Here is a 17,551-nt window from a genome sequence, read left to right on the forward strand (position 1 = left end):
TGACAAGCCGGCCCCCTTGTTTCACCTCAATTGCCAGACCTTGCCGCAAGCTCCAGAGACCGCCATGACGTCACATGCCGATTACGATCCAAAGCCCCGCCGCGCATCCGTCGCTGTCGACGTGGGCGGCGTCATCGTTGGTGGCGGTGCGCCCGTCGTCGTGCAGTCGATGACCAATACCGATACGGCTGACATCGACGCCACCGTGCAACAGGTGGCGGCGCTTTTCCAGGCCGGTTCGGAAATGGTGCGTATTACCGTTGACCGCGACGAGAGCGCAGCCGCCGTGCCGAAAATCCGGGAGCGGCTGCTGCGTCTCGGTATGGATGTGCCGCTGATCGGCGATTTCCATTATATCGGCCACAAGCTTCTGGCCGATCATCCGGCCTGTGCCGAAGCGCTGGCGAAATACCGCATCAATCCCGGCAATGTCGGTTTCAAGGACAAGAAGGACAAGCAGTTCGGCGAAATCGTCGAAATGGCGATCCGTTATGACAAGCCCGTGCGCATCGGCGTGAACTGGGGATCGCTGGATCAGGAATTGCTGACCACGCTGATGGACCGTAACAAAGAAGAGGGGTTTCCGCTCTCCGCCCGTCAGGTCACGCGTGAGGCCATCGTCCAGTCGGCGCTGATTTCCGCCGAGCTTGCCGAAGAGATCGGCCTGCCGCGCAACCGCATCATCCTTTCGGCCAAGGTCAGCCAGGTGCAGGACCTGATTGCCGTTTATTCGATGTTGTCGGAGCGCTCCAACCACGCCCTGCATCTGGGCCTGACGGAAGCCGGCATGGGTTCCAAGGGCATCGTCGCCTCGTCTGCCGCCATGGGTTACGTTCTGCAGCACGGCATCGGTGACACGATCCGCGTCTCCCTGACGCCCGAACCGAATGGCGACCGCACCCGTGAGGTGCAGGTGGCGCAGGAATTGCTGCAGGTCATGGGTTTCAGGCAATTCATTCCGGTGGTTGCGGCATGTCCCGGCTGCGGGCGCACCACGTCCACCGTCTTTCAGGAGCTGGCGCAGAATATCCAGAACGATATTCGCAAGAACATGCCGGTCTGGCGTGAAAAATATCCCGGTGTCGAGGCATTGAACGTCGCCGTCATGGGCTGCATCGTCAATGGCCCCGGTGAAAGCAAACATGCCGATATCGGCATTTCCCTGCCCGGAACCGGCGAAAGCCCGGCAGCGCCGGTCTTCATCGACGGGGAAAAGGCGCTCACTTTGCGTGGTCCCAACATTGCCGGTGATTTCGAAGCGCTTGTGGCCGATTACATCGAAAAGCGTTTTGGCCGGAAAGACGCGGCGGAGTAAAGAGTACCGTGAAAAAGCCGGAATTCCACTGTCGTACCTCCTGAACCTCTCGGAGCATCAAAACACATGATCAAAAAAATCGCGATCGTCGCCCTTTGCGGGACCTATCTTTCCGCCTGCACCACCACCGATCCCTATACGGGTGAACAGAAGATGTCGAACACCGCGGGTGGTGCCGGCATCGGCGCCGTGGTCGGCGCGCTCGGCGGTCTGGCTGTCGGCGGTTCGCCGACCGGTCGTCGTAATGCCGCGCTTATCGGTGCGGGCATCGGTGCGCTCGCCGGTGGCGCCATCGGCAATTACATGGATGGCCAGGAAGCCGAGCTTCGCGCCCAGCTTCAGGGTACGGGCGTTTCGGTTTCCCGCCGTGGCGACAGCATCGTCCTCAACATGCCGTCGAACATCACCTTTGCGACGGATCAGGATCAGGTCATTCCGCCGTTCTATCAGACGCTTGATTCTGTTGGCATCGTGCTGAACAAGTTCAACCGCACGCTGATCGACATCAATGGTCACACCGATTCCACCGGCAGCCCCGGTTACAATCAGGGCCTTTCGGAGCGTCGCGCCGCATCGGTTGCCAATTACCTCGGCGCGCGCGGCGTCGATCAGCGCCGCATTTCGACGCTTGGTTTCGGTGCTTCGCAGCCGATCGCATCGAATGCAACGCCTGACGGTCGCGCTCAGAACCGTCGCGTTGAAGTGCTGATTTCGCCTCTTAAGGGCTGATTGGGTATAGAGGCTGAGCGGGGAAACCGGCTCAGCTTTTCCGTTCGGCAATGAACCTTGCGGCCGCGATGAGAATTGCAGCCTTTTCGCCATAAGGGGCCAGGAGGTTACTGGCTTCCGTTACCTGTTCCTGCAGCTTGGCGCGCGCCCAGTCTTCACCGCGCAAGGCGACCAATGTTCCCTTGCCGCGTGCGGCATCCTTGCCGGTTGCCTTGCCCATGGTGGCGGCATCGGCAGTGAGATCGAGAAGATCGTCGGCGAGCTGGAAGGCGAGGCCGATTTTTTCGCCGAAGAGGCGTAGCCTTTGCCGTTCGGAAACATCGCTTCCGGAAATGATCGCGCCAGCCTCACAGGCGAAACGCAGCAAAGCGCCGGTTTTCATAGCCTGCAATGTAATGATGCCGGCTTCATCCGGCGCCTTTTTTTCCGCAGCAAGATCAAACGCCTGTCCGCCGGCCATGCCGCCGATGCCGGCTGAGCGGGCAAGTGAAAGCACGAGTGCGGCCTTACGCTCGGCCGCAAGCGGGTTTTCATCCGAGGCGATAATATCGAAGGCGAGCGTCAGCAGGCTGTCACCGGCGAGAATGGCGGTCGCCTCATCGAATTTGCGATGCACCGTCGGCTGGCCGCGGCGCAGGTCATCGTCGTCCATGGCCGGCAGATCGTCATGCACAAGCGAATAACAATGCAGGCATTCCAGTGCCGCGCCGACATAATGGGCAGCTTCGGCATCTCCGCCCAGAAGGGCGGCGCTTTCGATAACGAGAAAGGGCCGCAGGCGTTTGCCGCCGTTCAGCACACCATGGCGCATGGCGTCGAGCAGGTTTTGCGGACGCGTGATCTCGTCTGCGCGTGCTTCACCGGAAAGCAGGCGGCCAAGCAGGGCTTCGGTTTTTGCCGCGTTTTCGCGCAGCCTCGTTTCGAAATTCGTCATCTGAGCGTCCATGTCGCGCTCTTTGACATGCCGCGCGGGGCCAGGCAACCTTTTCGTGATTCCCGGGCGTAACTGTTTGACCAGACTCGCCTTGAAGACGGCAATGGACTATGAAAGGCTTCGATTGGCGCGGGGCTGGGACGGATATTGAGCAGTACGCCTGAAAGCGACGCAGATTACGCCGTGCTGGCGGAAGACCGGGGCAGTCCGAAGGTGGATTTTCGCACGTTGGCAAAGCGCATCATCATGACCTTGCTGGCTTTGCTGATCCTGCCCTATCTGCTGATTCCCGTCTATGCGCTGCCGTTCATGCGGCCCGTTTCGACGCTGATGCTTGCCGATCTGGTAACACTGCAGGGCTATGACCGGCGCTGGGTTCCGCTCGAGGATATTTCGCCCCGTCTTGTGCAATCCGTGATGATGTCCGAAGACGGGCAATTCTGTTTCCATGGTGGCGTGGACTGGAACCAGATGCAATCCGTGGTCAGCAATGCACTCGATGGCGCCTCCACCCGCGGCGCCAGCACCATTCCAATGCAGACAGCCAAGAACCTGTTTTTATGGAACGGCCGCTCGTTTCTGCGCAAGGGACTGGAACTGCCGCTGGCGATCGCGGCCGATTTTGTCTGGTCCAAAAAGCGGATGATGGAGATTTATCTCAACGTCGCCGAATGGGGACCAGGTATTTATGGCATCGAGGCTGCCGCGCAGCATCATTTCAAGGTGCCGGCGGCAAAGCTCAGTTCCCGTCAGGCGGCGCTGCTCGCCGTTTCCCTGCCCAATCCCATTGACCGGGTCGCCAGCAAGCCCGGGCGTGGTCTGCAAAGGCTGGCTGGTGTTATCGAGCGGCGCGCCCGGGCCTCGGGCGCTTATGTCGGCTGCGTACTGGACTGATCCAGCCCGCCCGCTCAGCCCTTCGTGAAAATATAATCTGTTTCCTGACGCAGGGTTTCGCCCGGCCGCAGGATCGCGTGCGGAAAATCAGGGTGATTGACGGCATCAGGCCAGATCTGCGTTTCGAGGCAAAAACCGGCAAAGGGACCATAGTGGCGGCCATCGAGGCCGGGAACCGGAACGTTCAGCTTGAAGGCCGAATAGAACTGCACACCGGGTTCGGTGGTGTGAACCTCAAGGGCGATATCCGAGGCCGGCGAATAGGCGCGGGCAATCTTGCGCTTTGCGCGGCGCTCGGGCGAGAGGCAGAAATTGTGATCGTAGAGGACCTGCTCACCATCCTCCTTGCGCCGCATCGGTGTCGGTTGGCGCAGGTCGAAGACGGTGCCTTCAACAGAGCGGATTTCGCCGGTTGGTATCTGTTTGTCGTTGGTCGGCAGGAAAAAATCAGCGGCGATGCTGATCTCATGCCCAAGTGCGGTATCCGCACCGTCGAGGTTGAAATAGGAGTGCTGGCAGACATTGGCGATGGTCGGCTTGTCGGTCACCGTTTCGTAGACCACCGAAAGCACGCCGCCGTCGAGGATCGTATAGGTGGCGGTGACCGTGCAGTTGCCGGGATAACCGGCGCGACCGTCGGGATCGATGATCTGCAGAACGGCATGGTTTTCGCCATGCTCCATCAGCATCCAGTTGCGTTTGCCCATACCGTCGCTGCCGCCATGCAGATGGGTTACGCCCTTTTCGTTCAGCTCCAGCTGGTATTCTTGCCCGTCGATCGAGAATTTACCGTCGCCGATGCGGTTGGCATTACGGCCGGGGGTGGCGCCGAAATAGGAGGAATATTTATAGTCCTCGAATTTATCGAAGCCGAGAACGAGCGGCGGCTGATGACCATCGAGGCGCAGATCCTGAATGACCGCGCCCCAGGTGATGACTTTGGCCGTCAGTCCGCCCTTCGAGATGGTGACACGCTCGACCTTTTCACCGGTCGCCGTGAAACCGAAATTCTCGCGTGCTGCCCCGTCGCTCATTGCATCATTCTCCCGATTGCCCCGAATTGCCGGGCGGACGTTGCGTCATTTCCCGGCAATTCGCAATCGGCAATTTACGCGGCGAGTTTGCCGATGGATTCGAGATCGTAGGGCGTCGTCTGATATATCTCGTTGATCCAGTTGCCGAAAAACAGATGGGCGTGGCTGCGCCAACGGTTCAGCGGGGCAAGCTCCGGGTCATTGTGCGGAAAATAATCATGCGGCAGCTTGATGGGCACACCGGCATTTGCGTCGCGGAAATATTCATCCGAAAGCGAGGTTGAATCATATTCGACATGATTGAACATATAGAGCCTGTTGCCGGCCTTCTCATGCACCAGACACACGCCCATTTCCTCTGACTCCATCAGGATTTCAAGTTCGGGGTGTTTTTCGATGTCGGCGCGGCGTACCTCCGTCCAGCGTGAGACCGGAACCTGGAAATCGTCCGAAAAGCCGCTCAGATAGATCGATGACGGGCAGAGATTGCGGTGACGATAAACACCGAACGCCTTTTCTTTCAGTTCGTATTTCGGCACGCCGTGGAAATGGTAGATGGCAGCCATCGCACCCCAGCAGACATTCAGCGTCGAATGGACATTGGTTTGCGTCCAGTCGAAAATCTTCTGCATCTCGGCCCAGTAGGTCACATCCTCGTAGTCCAGCATCTCGATGGGCGCGCCGGTGATGATGAAACCGTCAAACTTGCGGTGGCGCACTTCCTCCCACGTTTCATAGAAGGACAGAAGATGTTCTTCCGGCGTGTTCTTGGCGCGATGGCCGCCGATACGGATCAGCGAAAACTCCACCTGCAACGGCGAGGCGCCGACGAGGCGGGCCATCTGCACTTCCGTCTTGATCTTGTTCGGCATGAGGTTGAGAAGCCCGATCTGGAGCGGGCGGATATCCTGCCGGATGGCCGCCGTTTCGGTCATGACCCGCACGCCCTCATGAACGAGGGTCTCAAAGGCGGGAAGCGTATCGGGAATCTTGATCGGCATGTCGAACTCTCTTTTCGGGTGACGTAAAGAACGTTGCGAAAACAAAAAAACCGGCAGCGAAATCGCAGCCGGTCCCAGGAAATTGCCCTTTTCCTCGACCCTTTAGCGACTTCTTTAAAGTGGCTGCAAGCCGGTCGGCAAATCACCACTGAAGCGTTTCATAATCCCGAAGCCGGCGAAAATCAATATAGGCTGATTTCATCGGGTTTCGGCTTTCCCTTTTTGGCTGAGGTGCGATAAGGCAGGGCATGGATAAAGAGCGCTTCACCATTCTGCTTGGCGGCGATGTCACGGTTACCGACCGCCTGAAGCTGGCGGTTGCCGATAGCCGCGTGATCGCGGCCGATGGCGGCATGCGCCATGCCGGCCCGCTCGGCCTCAGACCGGAGCTTTGGGTTGGCGATTTCGATTCCGCCAGTGAAGATCTGCTGGGCTCCTGGCCCGATGTGGAGCGGCAGCCTTACCCGGCCGCAAAGGCCGTGACCGATGGCGAGATCGCGGTCTCGGAAGCACTCTCCCGTGGGGCGCGTTCGCTGCTGCTGGTGGGGGCGCTTGGAGGCGAGAGAAGCGACCATGCGCTGCAACATCTTCTTTATGCGGTGGCGCTTGCCGAACGGGGTCTCGACGTGACACTGACGTCAGGCGACGAGGAGGCGCAGCCACTGCTTCCCGGTTCGCTTGATGTTGATCTGCCGGCCGGTTCGCTGTTTTCCGTGGCCGGATTTACCGCCCTTCAAGGGCTTGATATCGGCAATGTGCGTTATCCGCTTGACGATTTCGCGCTTGCTTTCGGCTCTTCCCGCACTATTTCCAATGTCGCGAATGGCGGCCCTGTGCATTTCTCGCTGAAAAGCGGCAAAGCCATCGTCCTCGCCCGCCCCTATGATCTGACCGGAGCCTGACGCCTTGGCACCCCCAATTTTGAAACTCGACGATATCAAGCTGACTTTCGGCGTGACCCCGCTGCTCGACGGCGCCAATTTCCAGGTGGAGCCGGGCGACCGCATCTGCCTTGTCGGGCGCAACGGCTCGGGTAAATCGACCCTGATGAAGATCGCTGCCGGGCTGGTCGAGGCACAGTCGGGCGAGGTTTTCCGCCATCCTTCCGCTACCATCCGTTATCTGGAGCAGGCACCGGATTTTGCCGGTTACGATACCGTTCAGGCCTATGCCGAAGCGGGGCTTGGGCCGGGTGACGACCCTTATCGGGTGACGTACCTGCTCGAACATCTCGGTCTGACGGGACAGGAAAATCCAGCAAGCCTTTCCGGCGGCGAAGCGCGGCGTGTGGCGCTTGCCCGCGTCATGGCGCCGGAGCCTGATATTCTGATGCTGGACGAGCCGACCAACCATCTGGACCTGCCCACCATTGAATGGCTTGAAAGCGAATTACAGCAGACGCGCAGCGCGCTGGTGCTGATTTCGCACGACCGGCGTTTTCTCGAAAAAGTCTCGACCTCGACCGTGTGGCTCGATCGTGGCCAGTCCCGCCGCCTCAATCGCGGCTTTGCCCATTTCGAGGAATGGCGTGACAAGGTGCTGGAAGAGGAAGAGCTGGAGCAGCACAAGCTCGGCAAGGCCATCGAACGCGAAGAACACTGGATGCGGTACGGCGTGACCGCGCGGCGCAAGCGCAACATGCGCCGTGTCGGCGAACTTCAGGCCATGCGCGCCGAATATCGCGGCCACAAGGGACCGCAGGGCTCCGTGCAGGCGACGGCTTCGGACGTGCGCGAATCCGGCAAGCTGGTCATCGAGGCCGAGGCCATCACCAAGGCTTACGATGAGCGCGTGATCGTCGCGCCGTTTTCGCTCAGGGTGCATCGTGGCGATTGTATCGGTTTCGTCGGGCCGAATGGTGCCGGCAAAACCACACTTTTGAAAATGCTGACCGGCCAGCTTGAGCCCGATAGCGGAACGGTGAAGCTCGGCACCAATCTGGAAATCGCAACGCTTGACCAGAAGCGTGAGGATCTCAATCCCAACGATACGCTCGCGCATTACCTGACTGATGGGCGCGGCGACAATCTGCTGGTCAATGGCGAAGTGAAGCACGTTACGGGCTACATGAAGGATTTCCTGTTCCAGCCGGAACAGGCCCGCACGCCGATCCGCAACCTCTCTGGCGGCGAGCGCGCCCGTCTTATTCTGGCGCGCATTCTGGCGCGGCCGACCAACCTTTTGATCCTCGACGAGCCGACCAACGATCTCGATATCGAAACGCTCGATCTGTTGCAGGAAATCGTTGTGGGTTTTTCCGGCACCGTCATCCTCGTCAGCCACGACCGTGATTTTCTTGACCGTACCGTCACCTCCACCATCGCACCCGCCAATCCGGATCAGCCGGATGGACGCTGGATCGAATATGCCGGCGGTTATTCGGATATGATGGCGCAGCGCAAGGGCGCGGCGGAGGAAAAACGCAAGGCGGAGAAACAGGAAAAAACGAAGGCCGCATCTTCGGCTTCCGCTTCGCAGGAGCCTGCAAAGGCCAAGGGAAAGCTTTCTTTCAAGCAGAAATTCGCACTCGAAAATCTGCCGAAGGAGATGGAAAAAGCGCAGGGCGAAATCGCAAAACGTGAGCAGCGCATGGCTGATCCCGCGCTATTCACCAAGGATCCTGCCACATTCAATACGCTGGCGCAGGAAATGACCAAGCTGCGTGAAAAGCTCGAGACCATGGAAGAAGAATGGCTGGAGCTGGAGATGCTGCGCGAGGAACTGGAAGGCTGAAGGCGCTCGTCTTTTGCCGATTGAGCTGTATCCGCCTTTGACAGGGAGGCGGAATTGCCGTTTCCTGTGCGGGTTCGGAGGAGTTCAGAAAATGCGCATGATCTTCGTCAATCTACCCGTCAAGAATATCGAGACATCCAGAAACTTCTTCACGGCGCTGGGTTTCAGCTTCAATCCAGAATATTCTGACGATCGAACGCTCTGCATGATCGTGGAGGAGAACATCTTCGTGATGCTGCTCCAGGAAGAGCGTTTTCGCGATTTCATCAATGGCGATATTGCCGATGCGAAGAGTAGCACCGAAGTGCTGACCTGCCTGTCCGCCGGAAGCCGCGAGGAAATCGACCGGATGATTGCAACCGCACTTGCCTCCGGTGGCAGCGGCTGGAAACCCGTTCAGGATCACGGCTTCATGTATGCCGGCAGTTTTGAGGATCCTGATGGTCACGTCTGGGAACTGGTGCATATGACGGCGCAGGGCTGACGACAGCCATCTTGCCAATCGCAGACGGCGGGACTACACCATCATCTTGATCTAACGGGGTGTCTTTTGTGCTTGCGTGCAAAAGGCTGAGAGGCTTGCCAACCCGAAGAACCTGATCCGGTTCATACCGGCGGAGGGATTAGACGGCTTCAAGGCAGGCGGCTATTTCCCTTTTTGTTTTGAGGAGATACCCGTGCGCCGTCGTCTTTTCCTGAATTCCATCATTGCCGCCTCCCTGTTTCTGCCCGGCCTTGCCGTCGCACAGGACAGGCAGGAGCTGACTGTCTACACCTATGAGAGCTTCGTTTCCGAATGGGGACCCGGTCCAAAGGTCAAGGAAGCCTTCGAGAAGGTTTGTGGTTGCACGGTCAATTTTATCGGCGTGGCGGATGGTGTGGCGCTGCTCAACCGCCTGAAACTGGAAGGGACGGGATCCAAGGCGGATGTCGTTGTCGGTCTCGACACCAACCTCGTCGCGGAAGCGAAACAGACCGGCCTTTTCGATGTCAGCGGCATCGATACGTCGGCGGCCAAGGTGCCGGGTGGTTATGAGGACGATGTCTTCGTCCCCTACGATTATGGGCATTTCGCGGTCATCTATGACACGCAGACGGTAAAAAACCCGCCGGCGAGCCTGAAAGAACTGGTGGACGGCGATCCTTCGCAGAAGATCGCCATTCAGGATCCGCGTACCTCCACGCCGGGGCTTGGGCTACTTCTGTGGGTGAAATCGGTATATGGAGACAAGGCTCCCGAGGCCTGGGCGAAGCTCAGGAAACGCATCCTGACCGTCACACCGGGCTGGTCGGAATCCTACGGTCTCTTCACCAAGGGTGAGGTGCCGATGGTGCTTTCCTACACCACTTCGCCCGCCTATCACATGGTCGCCGAAAAGACGGATCGCTATCAGGCTGCCTCCTTTTCGGAGGGGCATTACATCCAGATCGAAGTGGCTGGCCTTCTCAAAAACGCACCGCACAAGGAGTTGGCAAAGCAGTTTCTGGCTTTCACGCTCACATCAGGTTTTCAGGATGCCATTCCCGAAAACAACTGGATGATGCCGGTTGCGGCGACATCGAAACCTTTGCCCGAGGCGTTTTCCAAACTCGTCGTGCCTGCCAAGACCTTTCTGATGGATCCGGAAGAGGTGGCGAAGAACCGCAAGGCCTGGATCGACGAATGGCTTGCGGCCATGAGCATGAATTGAGGAAAAGGCACGCCCACCCATGATGCTGCGTCGCGATTACCGGCGATCCATTGTTTTCGGAACGGCGGCCTTTGCCGCCGTTTTCCTGTTCATAGCGCTCGCCGTTGCGGCCCTCCTGTCTTTCGATGCCGGCGCATCGGCTGCGGGCATCATGGATACCTATACGCTGCGTATCCTGCGCTTCACGCTTTATCAGGCAATGCTCTCCACCTTCCTGTCCATCGTTCTCGGCCTGCCGGTGGCGCTGGCGCTCGCCCGACGGCGGGATTTTTGGGGAAGGATATGGATTATCAGGCTGATGGCGGTGCCGATGGGGCTGCCGGTCATTGTCGGCGCATTCGGCATTATCGCCATCTGGGGCAGGCAGGGTGTCTTGAATACGGCTCTCGTTTTTGCCGGCGCGGAGCAACCCTTCAGCATTTACGGCCTTTCCGGAATTCTTATCGCACACGTGTTCTTCAATCTGCCGCTCTGCGTGCGGCTGATGCTTGCCGGACTGGAGCGCATTCCGGGTGAATATTGGCGCATGGCGGCAAGCCTGGGCATGGGGCCGGTTTCAACTTTCCGCTTCATCGAATGGCCGGCGATTTCGCGGCTTGTTCCCGGTATTGCCGGACTTGTCTTCATGCTGTGCGCCACCAGCTTCACGCTGGTGCTGCTGCTTGGTGGTGGCCCGGCAGCCACGACACTGGAGGTGGCGATCTATCAGGCGCTGCGGTTCGATTTCGATCCGCAGCGGGCGATCGCGCTTTCAGTTTTACAGATTGTCCTTACCGCAATCCTGCTTGGCCTTCTTGCCTTTCTGCCATCGCCGGAAGCGGAAATCGCCTCGCTTGGGCGGCCCCTTCGCCGCTTCGATGGCAAAGGGGCTGGTGCACGTCTCTGGGACGGGGCGGCGATCATTCTTGCGGTTCTGCTGATTGGACTGCCGCTTGTGGCCGTAGCCGTCTCAGGCTTGAGTGCCGACCTGCCGCGCCTTCTGTCAGCACCGATCTTTTTGCGAGCGGCCGCCACCAGCCTTGCCATTGCCGTGCTCTCCGCAACTCTCGTCGTGCTCTGCTGTTTTGCGATCATCAGTGCGCGTCAGGCCGTTGTTTCACGGCGGCGGGCGGTTCGGCCGTTGCGCTTTCTGTCCGCCACACTCGGTGCGGGGTCTTCGCTTGTACTGCTGGTGCCGCCCGTTGTGCTCGGAAGCGGCTGGTTTCTGTTGTTGCGGCCCCTCGGTGATGTCAGCTTTTATGCGCCGGTTCTCGTGGCGATCATCAATATGCTGATGGCGCTGCCGCTTGCCATGCGGGTGCTGGAGCCGGCCTTTAACAGCCATTTTCTACGCACCGGCCGGCTTTCCGCCAGTCTTGGGCTACAGGGGCTGACGCGGCTGCGATTTGCCGATCTGCCGGTTCTGTGGCGGCCCCTGGCGATGGCGTTTTCCTTTGCCATGGCCCTGTCCCTCGGCGATCTCGGGGCGGTTGCCCTGTTCGGGTCGGAAAGTTTCGTCACCTTGCCATGGCTCGTTTATAGCAATATGGGCAGCTACCGCACCAATGACGCTGCCGGATACGCGTTTATCCTTGGTGTCGTCTGCCTGTTGCTTGCCGCAGGCGGCGTTTCACGACAGTCACAATCACCAGGGGCGCAATCAGCAAAGGCAACCATATGACCGGTGATGATTTCGCAGTTCGACTGGACAGGGTCAGGCTGCTGCTTGGAACGCAGGATTTCGATCTGGATTGCAACTTTCCACAAGGCCTGGTGACCGCCGTTGTCGGCGCATCCGGTTCGGGCAAGTCGACGCTTCTCAATCTGGTCGCTGGTTTCGAAGCGCCTGATTTCGGTCGTGTGCTGATCGGTGGGCGGGACATGACGGCGCTCGATCCTTCCGAAAGGCCTGTTTCATCGATCTTTCAGGATAATAATCTTTTCGCCCATCTCGATATTTTCACCAATGTCGCGCTCGGCGTCAGTCCGGGGCTGAAATTGCAGGCACAAGACCGGAGTAACATCGAGATGGCGCTGGCGCGCGTTGGTCTTGCGGGTTTTGACAGGCGCCTGCCCGGCACGCTTTCCGGCGGCGAAAGACAAAGGGCGGCTCTGGCACGTGCGCTGGTGAGGAAAAAACCGGTCATGCTGCTGGATGAGCCTTTCGCCGCGCTCGATCCGGGACTGCGCGCAGGCATGACCTCCCTGCTTCTCGACTTGCATGCCGAAACAAAAAATACGGTGATTATTGTCTCACACCATCCGGACGACATAAAAAAGCTGGCGCAGCGGGTGGTTTTTCTTGATCGCGGCCGCGTTGTCTACACCGGCCCGACCGCAGATTTCTTTGCCACACAAAATGTGAAGGCGGTGGACAGTTTTCTGAACGGCTGATCGCCTTATTTTCGACGCGTGCCGCTGGCAATCGCTTTAGATGACTTCAATGGCGCTAATTTGCACTTGCCAGTTTCAAGTTGTTGCCCGAGAAAAGACGGGAATTATTGCGTTCTTCAGGAATATTCCGGACTTGATGGATCGTTTTTACCGTATCGGCATTCATGGCTCGTTGGGGCGAATCTGTTATTCTGGTCTGCAATTAACGGATGATCAGGAACGTTAGGGGCAGGCATAGAGAATGAGAAATAGCATGACTGCACAGTGGAGGTTCTTCTCCCGTTCAGGCCTTCGCCGTTCGGGCAGGATGGCTGCTGCCTGGTCCGTGCTGACGGCGTCTGCCGTATTCCTGTCGTCGTGCCAGTCCCTGTTCAGCCCTGCCTACCAGTCCACATTGCGCCCATCGGACAATCCGCAGACCGTGGAAGAGGTGCAGAAGAACGATCCCCGTGCGCAGATGGGTGCACGCGAACATCCGCGCATCGTGGCGAGTTATGGCGGCGAATATCGTGACGCCAAGACCGAACGGCTTGTTGCCCGCATCGCCGGCGCGCTGACGGCTGTTTCGGAGAATCCGCAGCAGTCCTATCGCATCACCATCTTGAACTCGCCTGCCATCAACGCCTTTGCTTTGCCGGGCGGATATCTTTACGTGACGCGCGGGCTTCTGGCGCTCGCCAATGACGCCTCGGAAGTGGCCGCCGTGCTTTCGCATGAGATGGGCCATGTCACCGCCAATCACGGCATCGAGCGTCAGCGCCGGGAAGAGGCGGAGGTGATCGCCAGCCGTGTGGTCGCGGAGGTTCTGTCGAGCGATCTGGCCGGCAAGCAGGCGCTTGCACGCGGCAAGCTTCGGCTCGCTGCCTTCTCGCGCCAACAGGAATTGCAGGCGGATGTCATCGGTGTGCGCATGTTGGGCGAGGCCGGTTACGACCCATTCGCATCGCCGCGTTTTCTGGATTCCATGGCGGCCTATGCACGGTTTTCCTCGGCTGATCCCGAAAACGACCAGAGCCTCGACTTCCTTTCCAGCCACCCCAACACGCCGCAGCGCATTGAGCTTGCGCGCCGCCATGCCCGTGCCTTCGGCCAGGAAGGTCAGGTTGGGGATCGTGGACGTGACTGGTTCCTGGATGGCATAGACGGTCTGCTTTACGGCGACAGCCCGCAGGAAGGGTATGTCCGGGGTCAGACGTTCCTCCACGGAACGCTTGGCATCCGTTTTGACGTGCCGGAAGGTTTCGTCATCGACAACAAGGTGGAAGCCGTTCTGGCCACAGGACCCGGCGATATGGCGATCCGTTTCGACGGCGTGGCCGATCCGAAACAGACCACCCTTGCCAATTACCTGACCAGCGGCTGGGTTGCCGGTCTCTTGCCGGAAACCGTCAAGGAAACGCAGATCAATGGTCTGGAGGCCGCGACAGCCCGGGCAAGTGCGGATAAATGGGATTTCGACGTGACCGTCATTCGTGTCGGCCAGCAGATATTCCGGTTCCTGACGGCGGTGCCGAAGGGCAATGCGCAGCTTGATTCCATCGCCAATGTGCTGCGCACGAGCTTCCGCAAGATGACCCCGCAGGAAATCGCATCGCTGAAGCCGTTGCGCGTGCGCGTGGTGACGGTGAAGTCCGGCGAAACCGTGGCGACGATCGCTGCGCGAATGATGGGAACCGAGCGCAAGCTCGATATGTTCCGCATGATCAACGCGATGAGCGCCACCGCCACGCTTCAACCCGGCCAGCGCGTGAAGATCATTTCGGAATAAGATCTCAGCTCGCCGTTACCTCACATAGGTAGGCGTGAACGAGTGAGGTCATTTCCCGCCTGATCCTGGGTGACTGCAATTCCCCGCGCCTGGCGGCGTTGTGAATGATGCCGTCAATGGCGTCGGACACGATCAGAGCGGCAGTCCGGCTGTCCATCGCTGATCCGGCTGGTAGGTGGGCCGTTATCGCTGCCGAATAAAGACCGAGATATTCCTTTTCAAAAGCGCTGTTGGGATCATTCATTTCCGCGTGGCTGGGTGCGTCATCCAGCAGGACTTTATGAAGTCCGGGATGGAGGCTGTGCACAGCGACCATGCCGGCCACCAGTTCTTCTACGAATTGGAGGAGCGATTGCCTTTGCTTAGTGACGCTCTTCATGACCGCGAGGCAATCTTCAAGGTGGCGATGGCGCACCGCTTCGACAATCGAAACCTTGTCCGGGAAATATTGATATAGCGAGCCGATGCTGACACCGGCGGTTTCCGCCACCCTGTTTGTGGTGAAACCCGCCCAGCCATGATCGCTTAAAATGCGAGCAGCCGCGTGGACAACGGCATCAACGGTGGCTTTTGAGCGCTCCTGGCGCGGCTCTTTGCGCATCGCGGTCTTTCGTTTTGCAATGCGAGTAGACAAGGCATCCTCCATGGCGAAAATATAAACATAGTGCTCACATTTTCAGGATGTAAAGGATATTGTCATGATGGACCTGCTCAGGAGTTTGCTCGGCTATCACGCATGGGCGAACAGTGATTTGTTCGAGAAGCTGCAACAACTCGATCCCGAGCAAAATGCCTCCCAGCGGCACACGGCAATTCGGTTGATCAATCACTATTATGTTGTCGCGAGAATTTTTGCGGGTCACCTCACCGGAACGGCGCATGGCTTTGTCTCTGACAATACAGAGGCAACGCCGGAATTGAATGATCTTGCAAGGGATGTCGCAGCTCTGGACGGCTGGTATCTCGACTATATCGAGAAAACATCGCCCGCATCGCTTGGCGAATTTGTCGCCTTCACCTTCACTGATGGTGACAAAGGTTACATGTCCCGTGCCGAAATGATCTCACACGTGGTCCTGCATGCCGGCATTCACCGAGGCGAGGTTGCGCGCATCCTGACCCAACTCTCAATTACGCCGCCCTGGGATACATTTGCCGTGTTCGTGCACGGTACGCAGCCACAACGGCGTTTGCAGGGCGCGCAATAAAAAGCCACCCGCCCCGGTTTGGAGCGGGTGGCTTTTCTAATGGCTGGCTTCAGGCTCTTATTGCCATTCGCGCACGTCGACAAAGTGGCCGGCAATTGCCGCTGCCGCCGCCATGGCCGGGGAAACGAGATGGGTGCGGCTCTTGTAACCCTGACGGCCCTCGAAATTGCGGTTCGAGGTGGAGGCGCAGCGTTCGCCGGGCTTCAGGCGGTCGTCATTCATGGCAAGGCACATGGAGCAGCCCGGTTCGCGCCATTCGAAACCGGCGTCGAGGAAAATCTTGTCCAGGCCTTCCTGTTCCGCCTGTTCCTTGACCAGACCCGAGCCGGGCACGATCATGGCCGAGACGGTGGGGGCCACCTTGCGGCCATCGACGATTTTCGCCGCTGCACGCAAATCCTCAATGCGGCCATTGGTGCAGGAGCCGATGAAGACGCGGTCAACGGCGATATCGGTAATTCGGGTGCCGGGTTGCAGGCCCATATATTCCAGCGCGCGCCACTTGGAGGTGCGCTTGTTCTCTTCCTCGATATCATCAGGATTGGGAACGACGCCTTCGACCGAAGTCACGTCTTCCGGTGATGAGCCCCAGGAGACGATGGGCGGCAGATTGGCTGCGTCCAGCACCACGACCTTGTCATAATGGGCGCCTTCGTCGGATTTCAGCGTCTTCCAATAGGCGATGGCCTGTTCCAGCGTTTCGCCCTTCGGCGCGCGCGGCTTGTCCTTGATGTATTCGAAAGTGGTTTCGTCAGGTGCGACCAGGCCGGCGCGGGCACCGCCCTCGATGGTCATGTTGCAGACCGTCATGCGGCCTTCCATGGAAAGCGACCGGATCGCCTCGCCGGCAAATTCGATCACGTGACCGGTGCCGCCGGCCGTGCCGATCTCACCGATGATCGCGAGGATGATATCCTTGGCGGTCACGCCCTCCGGAACCTTGCCATCAACACGCACCAGCATGTTCTTGGCCTTTTTCTGGATCAGTGTCTGGGTGGCCAGAACATGCTCCACTTCCGATGTGCCGATACCATGCGCCAGCGCGCCAAAAGCGCCATGAGTGGAGGTGTGGCTATCGCCGCAGACGATCGTCATGCCCGGCAGGGTGAAACCCTGTTCGGGGCCGACGATATGGACGATGCCCTGCCGCTTGTCGCGCTCGGAATAATATTCAACACCGAAATCCTTGGCGTTCTGCGCAAGCGCTTCCACCTGAATGCGGCTTTCCTCGTTCTTGATGCCTTCCAGCCGGTCGGCGGTGGTGGGAACGTTATGGTCGACCACCGCAAGCGTGCGCGCCGGCGAATGCACCGGGCGGCCAGCGATGCGCAGACCTTCGAAGGCCTGCGGGCTCGTCACCTCATGAACCAGGTGACGGTCGATATAGAGAAGACAGGTTCCGTCCGGATCACGATTGACGACGTGGTCGTCCCAGATTTTATCATACAAAGTGCGGGGTGCGCTCATGGCTCTATGCCTTGTCATGGAAAAGGATAATCAGGGTTCAGTAAGGCGATGGACAGCAGGTGCTGCTGTCAGGCGAGCCTAAGTCGGCTGGTGAGCGCCCCGGAAACGCGCGCAAAGAACCGTGCCGGCAGACGCTTGTGGTCCTGCAGCACATAAACATTCTGAGCGAGACATCCGAATTTAGATCCCATGGCAACTTTAATAGCAGATCGGCAGTTTTACGGCAATATGAATGCTCACTGGCCGTCAGGGGGCCGTTCGGTATCCTTCATATGCGCTGCGTCTACAGTAAATGCCGGTCTCATAACGTGTTCCAGTGGTTATGATGCGGTGCAACTTGCGTATTTTGCGCTGCACATATAGATGGGTTCCCTTATCATTTGCATTCGACGAGAAATCGAAGG

Annotated in this window: 16 protein-coding genes and 2 riboswitches; of the genes, 11 read left to right on the forward strand and 5 right to left on the reverse strand. The window is 58.8% G+C overall.

The window, feature by feature from the left end; translation table 11 throughout:
• Positions 1 to 64 precede the first annotated feature (64 nt).
• Together ispG and EXN68_RS18330 are read left to right on the forward strand one after the other, a co-directional pair.
• Positions 65 to 1,315, forward strand: coding sequence for a flavodoxin-dependent (E)-4-hydroxy-3-methylbut-2-enyl-diphosphate synthase (gene ispG / locus EXN68_RS18325; protein ID WP_142842216.1), 1,251 nt, complete (start codon positions 65 to 67; stop codon positions 1,313 to 1,315).
• A 66-nt stretch (positions 1,316 to 1,381) separates the two neighbouring features.
• The gene (locus EXN68_RS18330) at positions 1,382 to 2,044 is read left to right on the forward strand and encodes a YiaD family glycine zipper/OmpA-like lipoprotein (protein WP_065114337.1); all 663 of its coding nucleotides are present in this window, start codon (positions 1,382 to 1,384) and stop codon (positions 2,042 to 2,044) included.
• Positions 2,045 to 2,075: 31 nt separating this feature from the next.
• On the opposite strand, the gene EXN68_RS18335 is transcribed toward EXN68_RS18330, so the two are convergent.
• Positions 2,076 to 2,990, reverse strand: a complete 915-nt coding sequence (locus EXN68_RS18335; RefSeq protein WP_142842218.1) for a polyprenyl synthetase family protein — start codon at positions 2,988 to 2,990, stop codon at positions 2,076 to 2,078.
• Between the two features lie 234 nt (positions 2,991 to 3,224).
• Here EXN68_RS18335 and mtgA point away from each other — a divergent pair, with 234 nt between their 5' ends.
• Positions 3,225 to 3,872 (forward strand): monofunctional biosynthetic peptidoglycan transglycosylase, encoded by a 648-nt coding sequence (gene mtgA / locus EXN68_RS18340; RefSeq protein WP_237681433.1) that lies wholly within the window; start codon positions 3,225 to 3,227, stop codon positions 3,870 to 3,872.
• Positions 3,873 to 3,886: 14 nt separating this feature from the next.
• On the opposite strand, the gene EXN68_RS18345 is transcribed toward mtgA, so the two are convergent.
• Positions 3,887 to 4,906 carry an aldose epimerase family protein gene (locus tag EXN68_RS18345; RefSeq protein WP_142842222.1) on the reverse strand — a complete coding sequence of 340 codons (1,020 nt, stop codon included), beginning with the start codon at positions 4,904 to 4,906 and terminating at the stop codon, positions 3,887 to 3,889.
• Between the two features lie 74 nt (positions 4,907 to 4,980).
• Positions 4,981 to 5,907 (reverse strand): homoserine O-acetyltransferase MetA, encoded by a 927-nt coding sequence (gene metA / locus EXN68_RS18350; protein ID WP_142842224.1) that lies wholly within the window; start codon positions 5,905 to 5,907, stop codon positions 4,981 to 4,983.
• 82 nt (positions 5,908 to 5,989) lie between these two features.
• Positions 5,990 to 6,066: riboswitch (SAM riboswitch) on the reverse strand.
• An 89-nt stretch (positions 6,067 to 6,155) separates the two neighbouring features.
• Here metA and EXN68_RS18355 point away from each other — a divergent pair.
• From EXN68_RS18355 to EXN68_RS18390, 7 genes are all read left to right on the forward strand, one after another.
• Positions 6,156 to 6,809, forward strand: a complete 654-nt coding sequence (locus EXN68_RS18355; RefSeq protein WP_142842226.1) for a thiamine diphosphokinase — start codon at positions 6,156 to 6,158, stop codon at positions 6,807 to 6,809.
• A 4-nt stretch (positions 6,810 to 6,813) separates the two neighbouring features.
• The gene (locus tag EXN68_RS18360; protein WP_142842228.1) at positions 6,814 to 8,640 is read left to right on the forward strand and encodes an ABC-F family ATP-binding cassette domain-containing protein; all 1,827 of its coding nucleotides are present in this window, start codon (positions 6,814 to 6,816) and stop codon (positions 8,638 to 8,640) included.
• Positions 8,641 to 8,731: 91 nt separating this feature from the next.
• On the forward strand, positions 8,732 to 9,124 hold the full coding sequence (locus EXN68_RS18365) for a VOC family protein (RefSeq protein WP_142842230.1): 393 nt from the start codon (positions 8,732 to 8,734) through the stop codon (positions 9,122 to 9,124).
• Positions 9,125 to 9,169: 45 nt separating this feature from the next.
• Positions 9,170 to 9,280, forward strand: a riboswitch (TPP riboswitch).
• A gap of 37 nt (positions 9,281 to 9,317) precedes the next feature.
• Entirely contained in the window at positions 9,318 to 10,331 is a 1,014-nt protein-coding gene (gene thiB / locus EXN68_RS18370) for a thiamine ABC transporter substrate binding subunit (RefSeq protein ID WP_142842232.1), read from the forward strand.
• A 19-nt stretch (positions 10,332 to 10,350) separates the two neighbouring features.
• Positions 10,351 to 11,991 (forward strand): thiamine/thiamine pyrophosphate ABC transporter permease ThiP, encoded by a 1,641-nt coding sequence (thiP, locus tag EXN68_RS18375; RefSeq protein ID WP_142842234.1) that lies wholly within the window; start codon positions 10,351 to 10,353, stop codon positions 11,989 to 11,991.
• Positions 11,988 to 12,704, forward strand: a complete 717-nt coding sequence (locus EXN68_RS18380) for a thiamine ABC transporter ATP-binding protein (RefSeq protein ID WP_142842236.1) — start codon at positions 11,988 to 11,990, stop codon at positions 12,702 to 12,704. Before thiP ends, EXN68_RS18380 begins: the two co-directional genes overlap by 4 nt.
• A 253-nt stretch (positions 12,705 to 12,957) precedes the next feature.
• Positions 12,958 to 14,472, forward strand: a complete 1,515-nt coding sequence (locus tag EXN68_RS18390) for a M48 family metalloprotease (RefSeq protein WP_193559535.1) — start codon at positions 12,958 to 12,960, stop codon at positions 14,470 to 14,472.
• Positions 14,473 to 14,476: 4 nt separating this feature from the next.
• Here EXN68_RS18390 and EXN68_RS18395 read toward each other — a convergent pair whose 3' ends face one another.
• Entirely contained in the window at positions 14,477 to 15,073 is a 597-nt protein-coding gene (locus EXN68_RS18395; RefSeq protein ID WP_142842240.1) for a TetR/AcrR family transcriptional regulator, read from the reverse strand.
• A gap of 97 nt (positions 15,074 to 15,170) precedes the next feature.
• Between EXN68_RS18395 and EXN68_RS18400 the strand changes: the two genes are divergently transcribed.
• On the forward strand, positions 15,171 to 15,680 hold the full coding sequence (locus tag EXN68_RS18400; RefSeq protein WP_142842241.1) for a DinB family protein: 510 nt from the start codon (positions 15,171 to 15,173) through the stop codon (positions 15,678 to 15,680).
• Between the two features lie 57 nt (positions 15,681 to 15,737).
• Here EXN68_RS18400 and leuC read toward each other — a convergent pair whose 3' ends face one another.
• Complete coding sequence (leuC, locus tag EXN68_RS18405) at positions 15,738 to 17,147, reverse strand: 3-isopropylmalate dehydratase large subunit (protein ID WP_142842242.1); 1,410 nt, start codon at positions 17,145 to 17,147, stop codon at positions 15,738 to 15,740.
• Between the last annotated feature and the right edge of the window lie 404 nt (positions 17,148 to 17,551).

It is taken from the genome of Martinezella rhizogenes (genome assembly GCF_007002745.1).
Taxonomy (GTDB): Bacteria; Pseudomonadota; Alphaproteobacteria; order Rhizobiales; family Rhizobiaceae; genus Agrobacterium; species Agrobacterium cucumeris.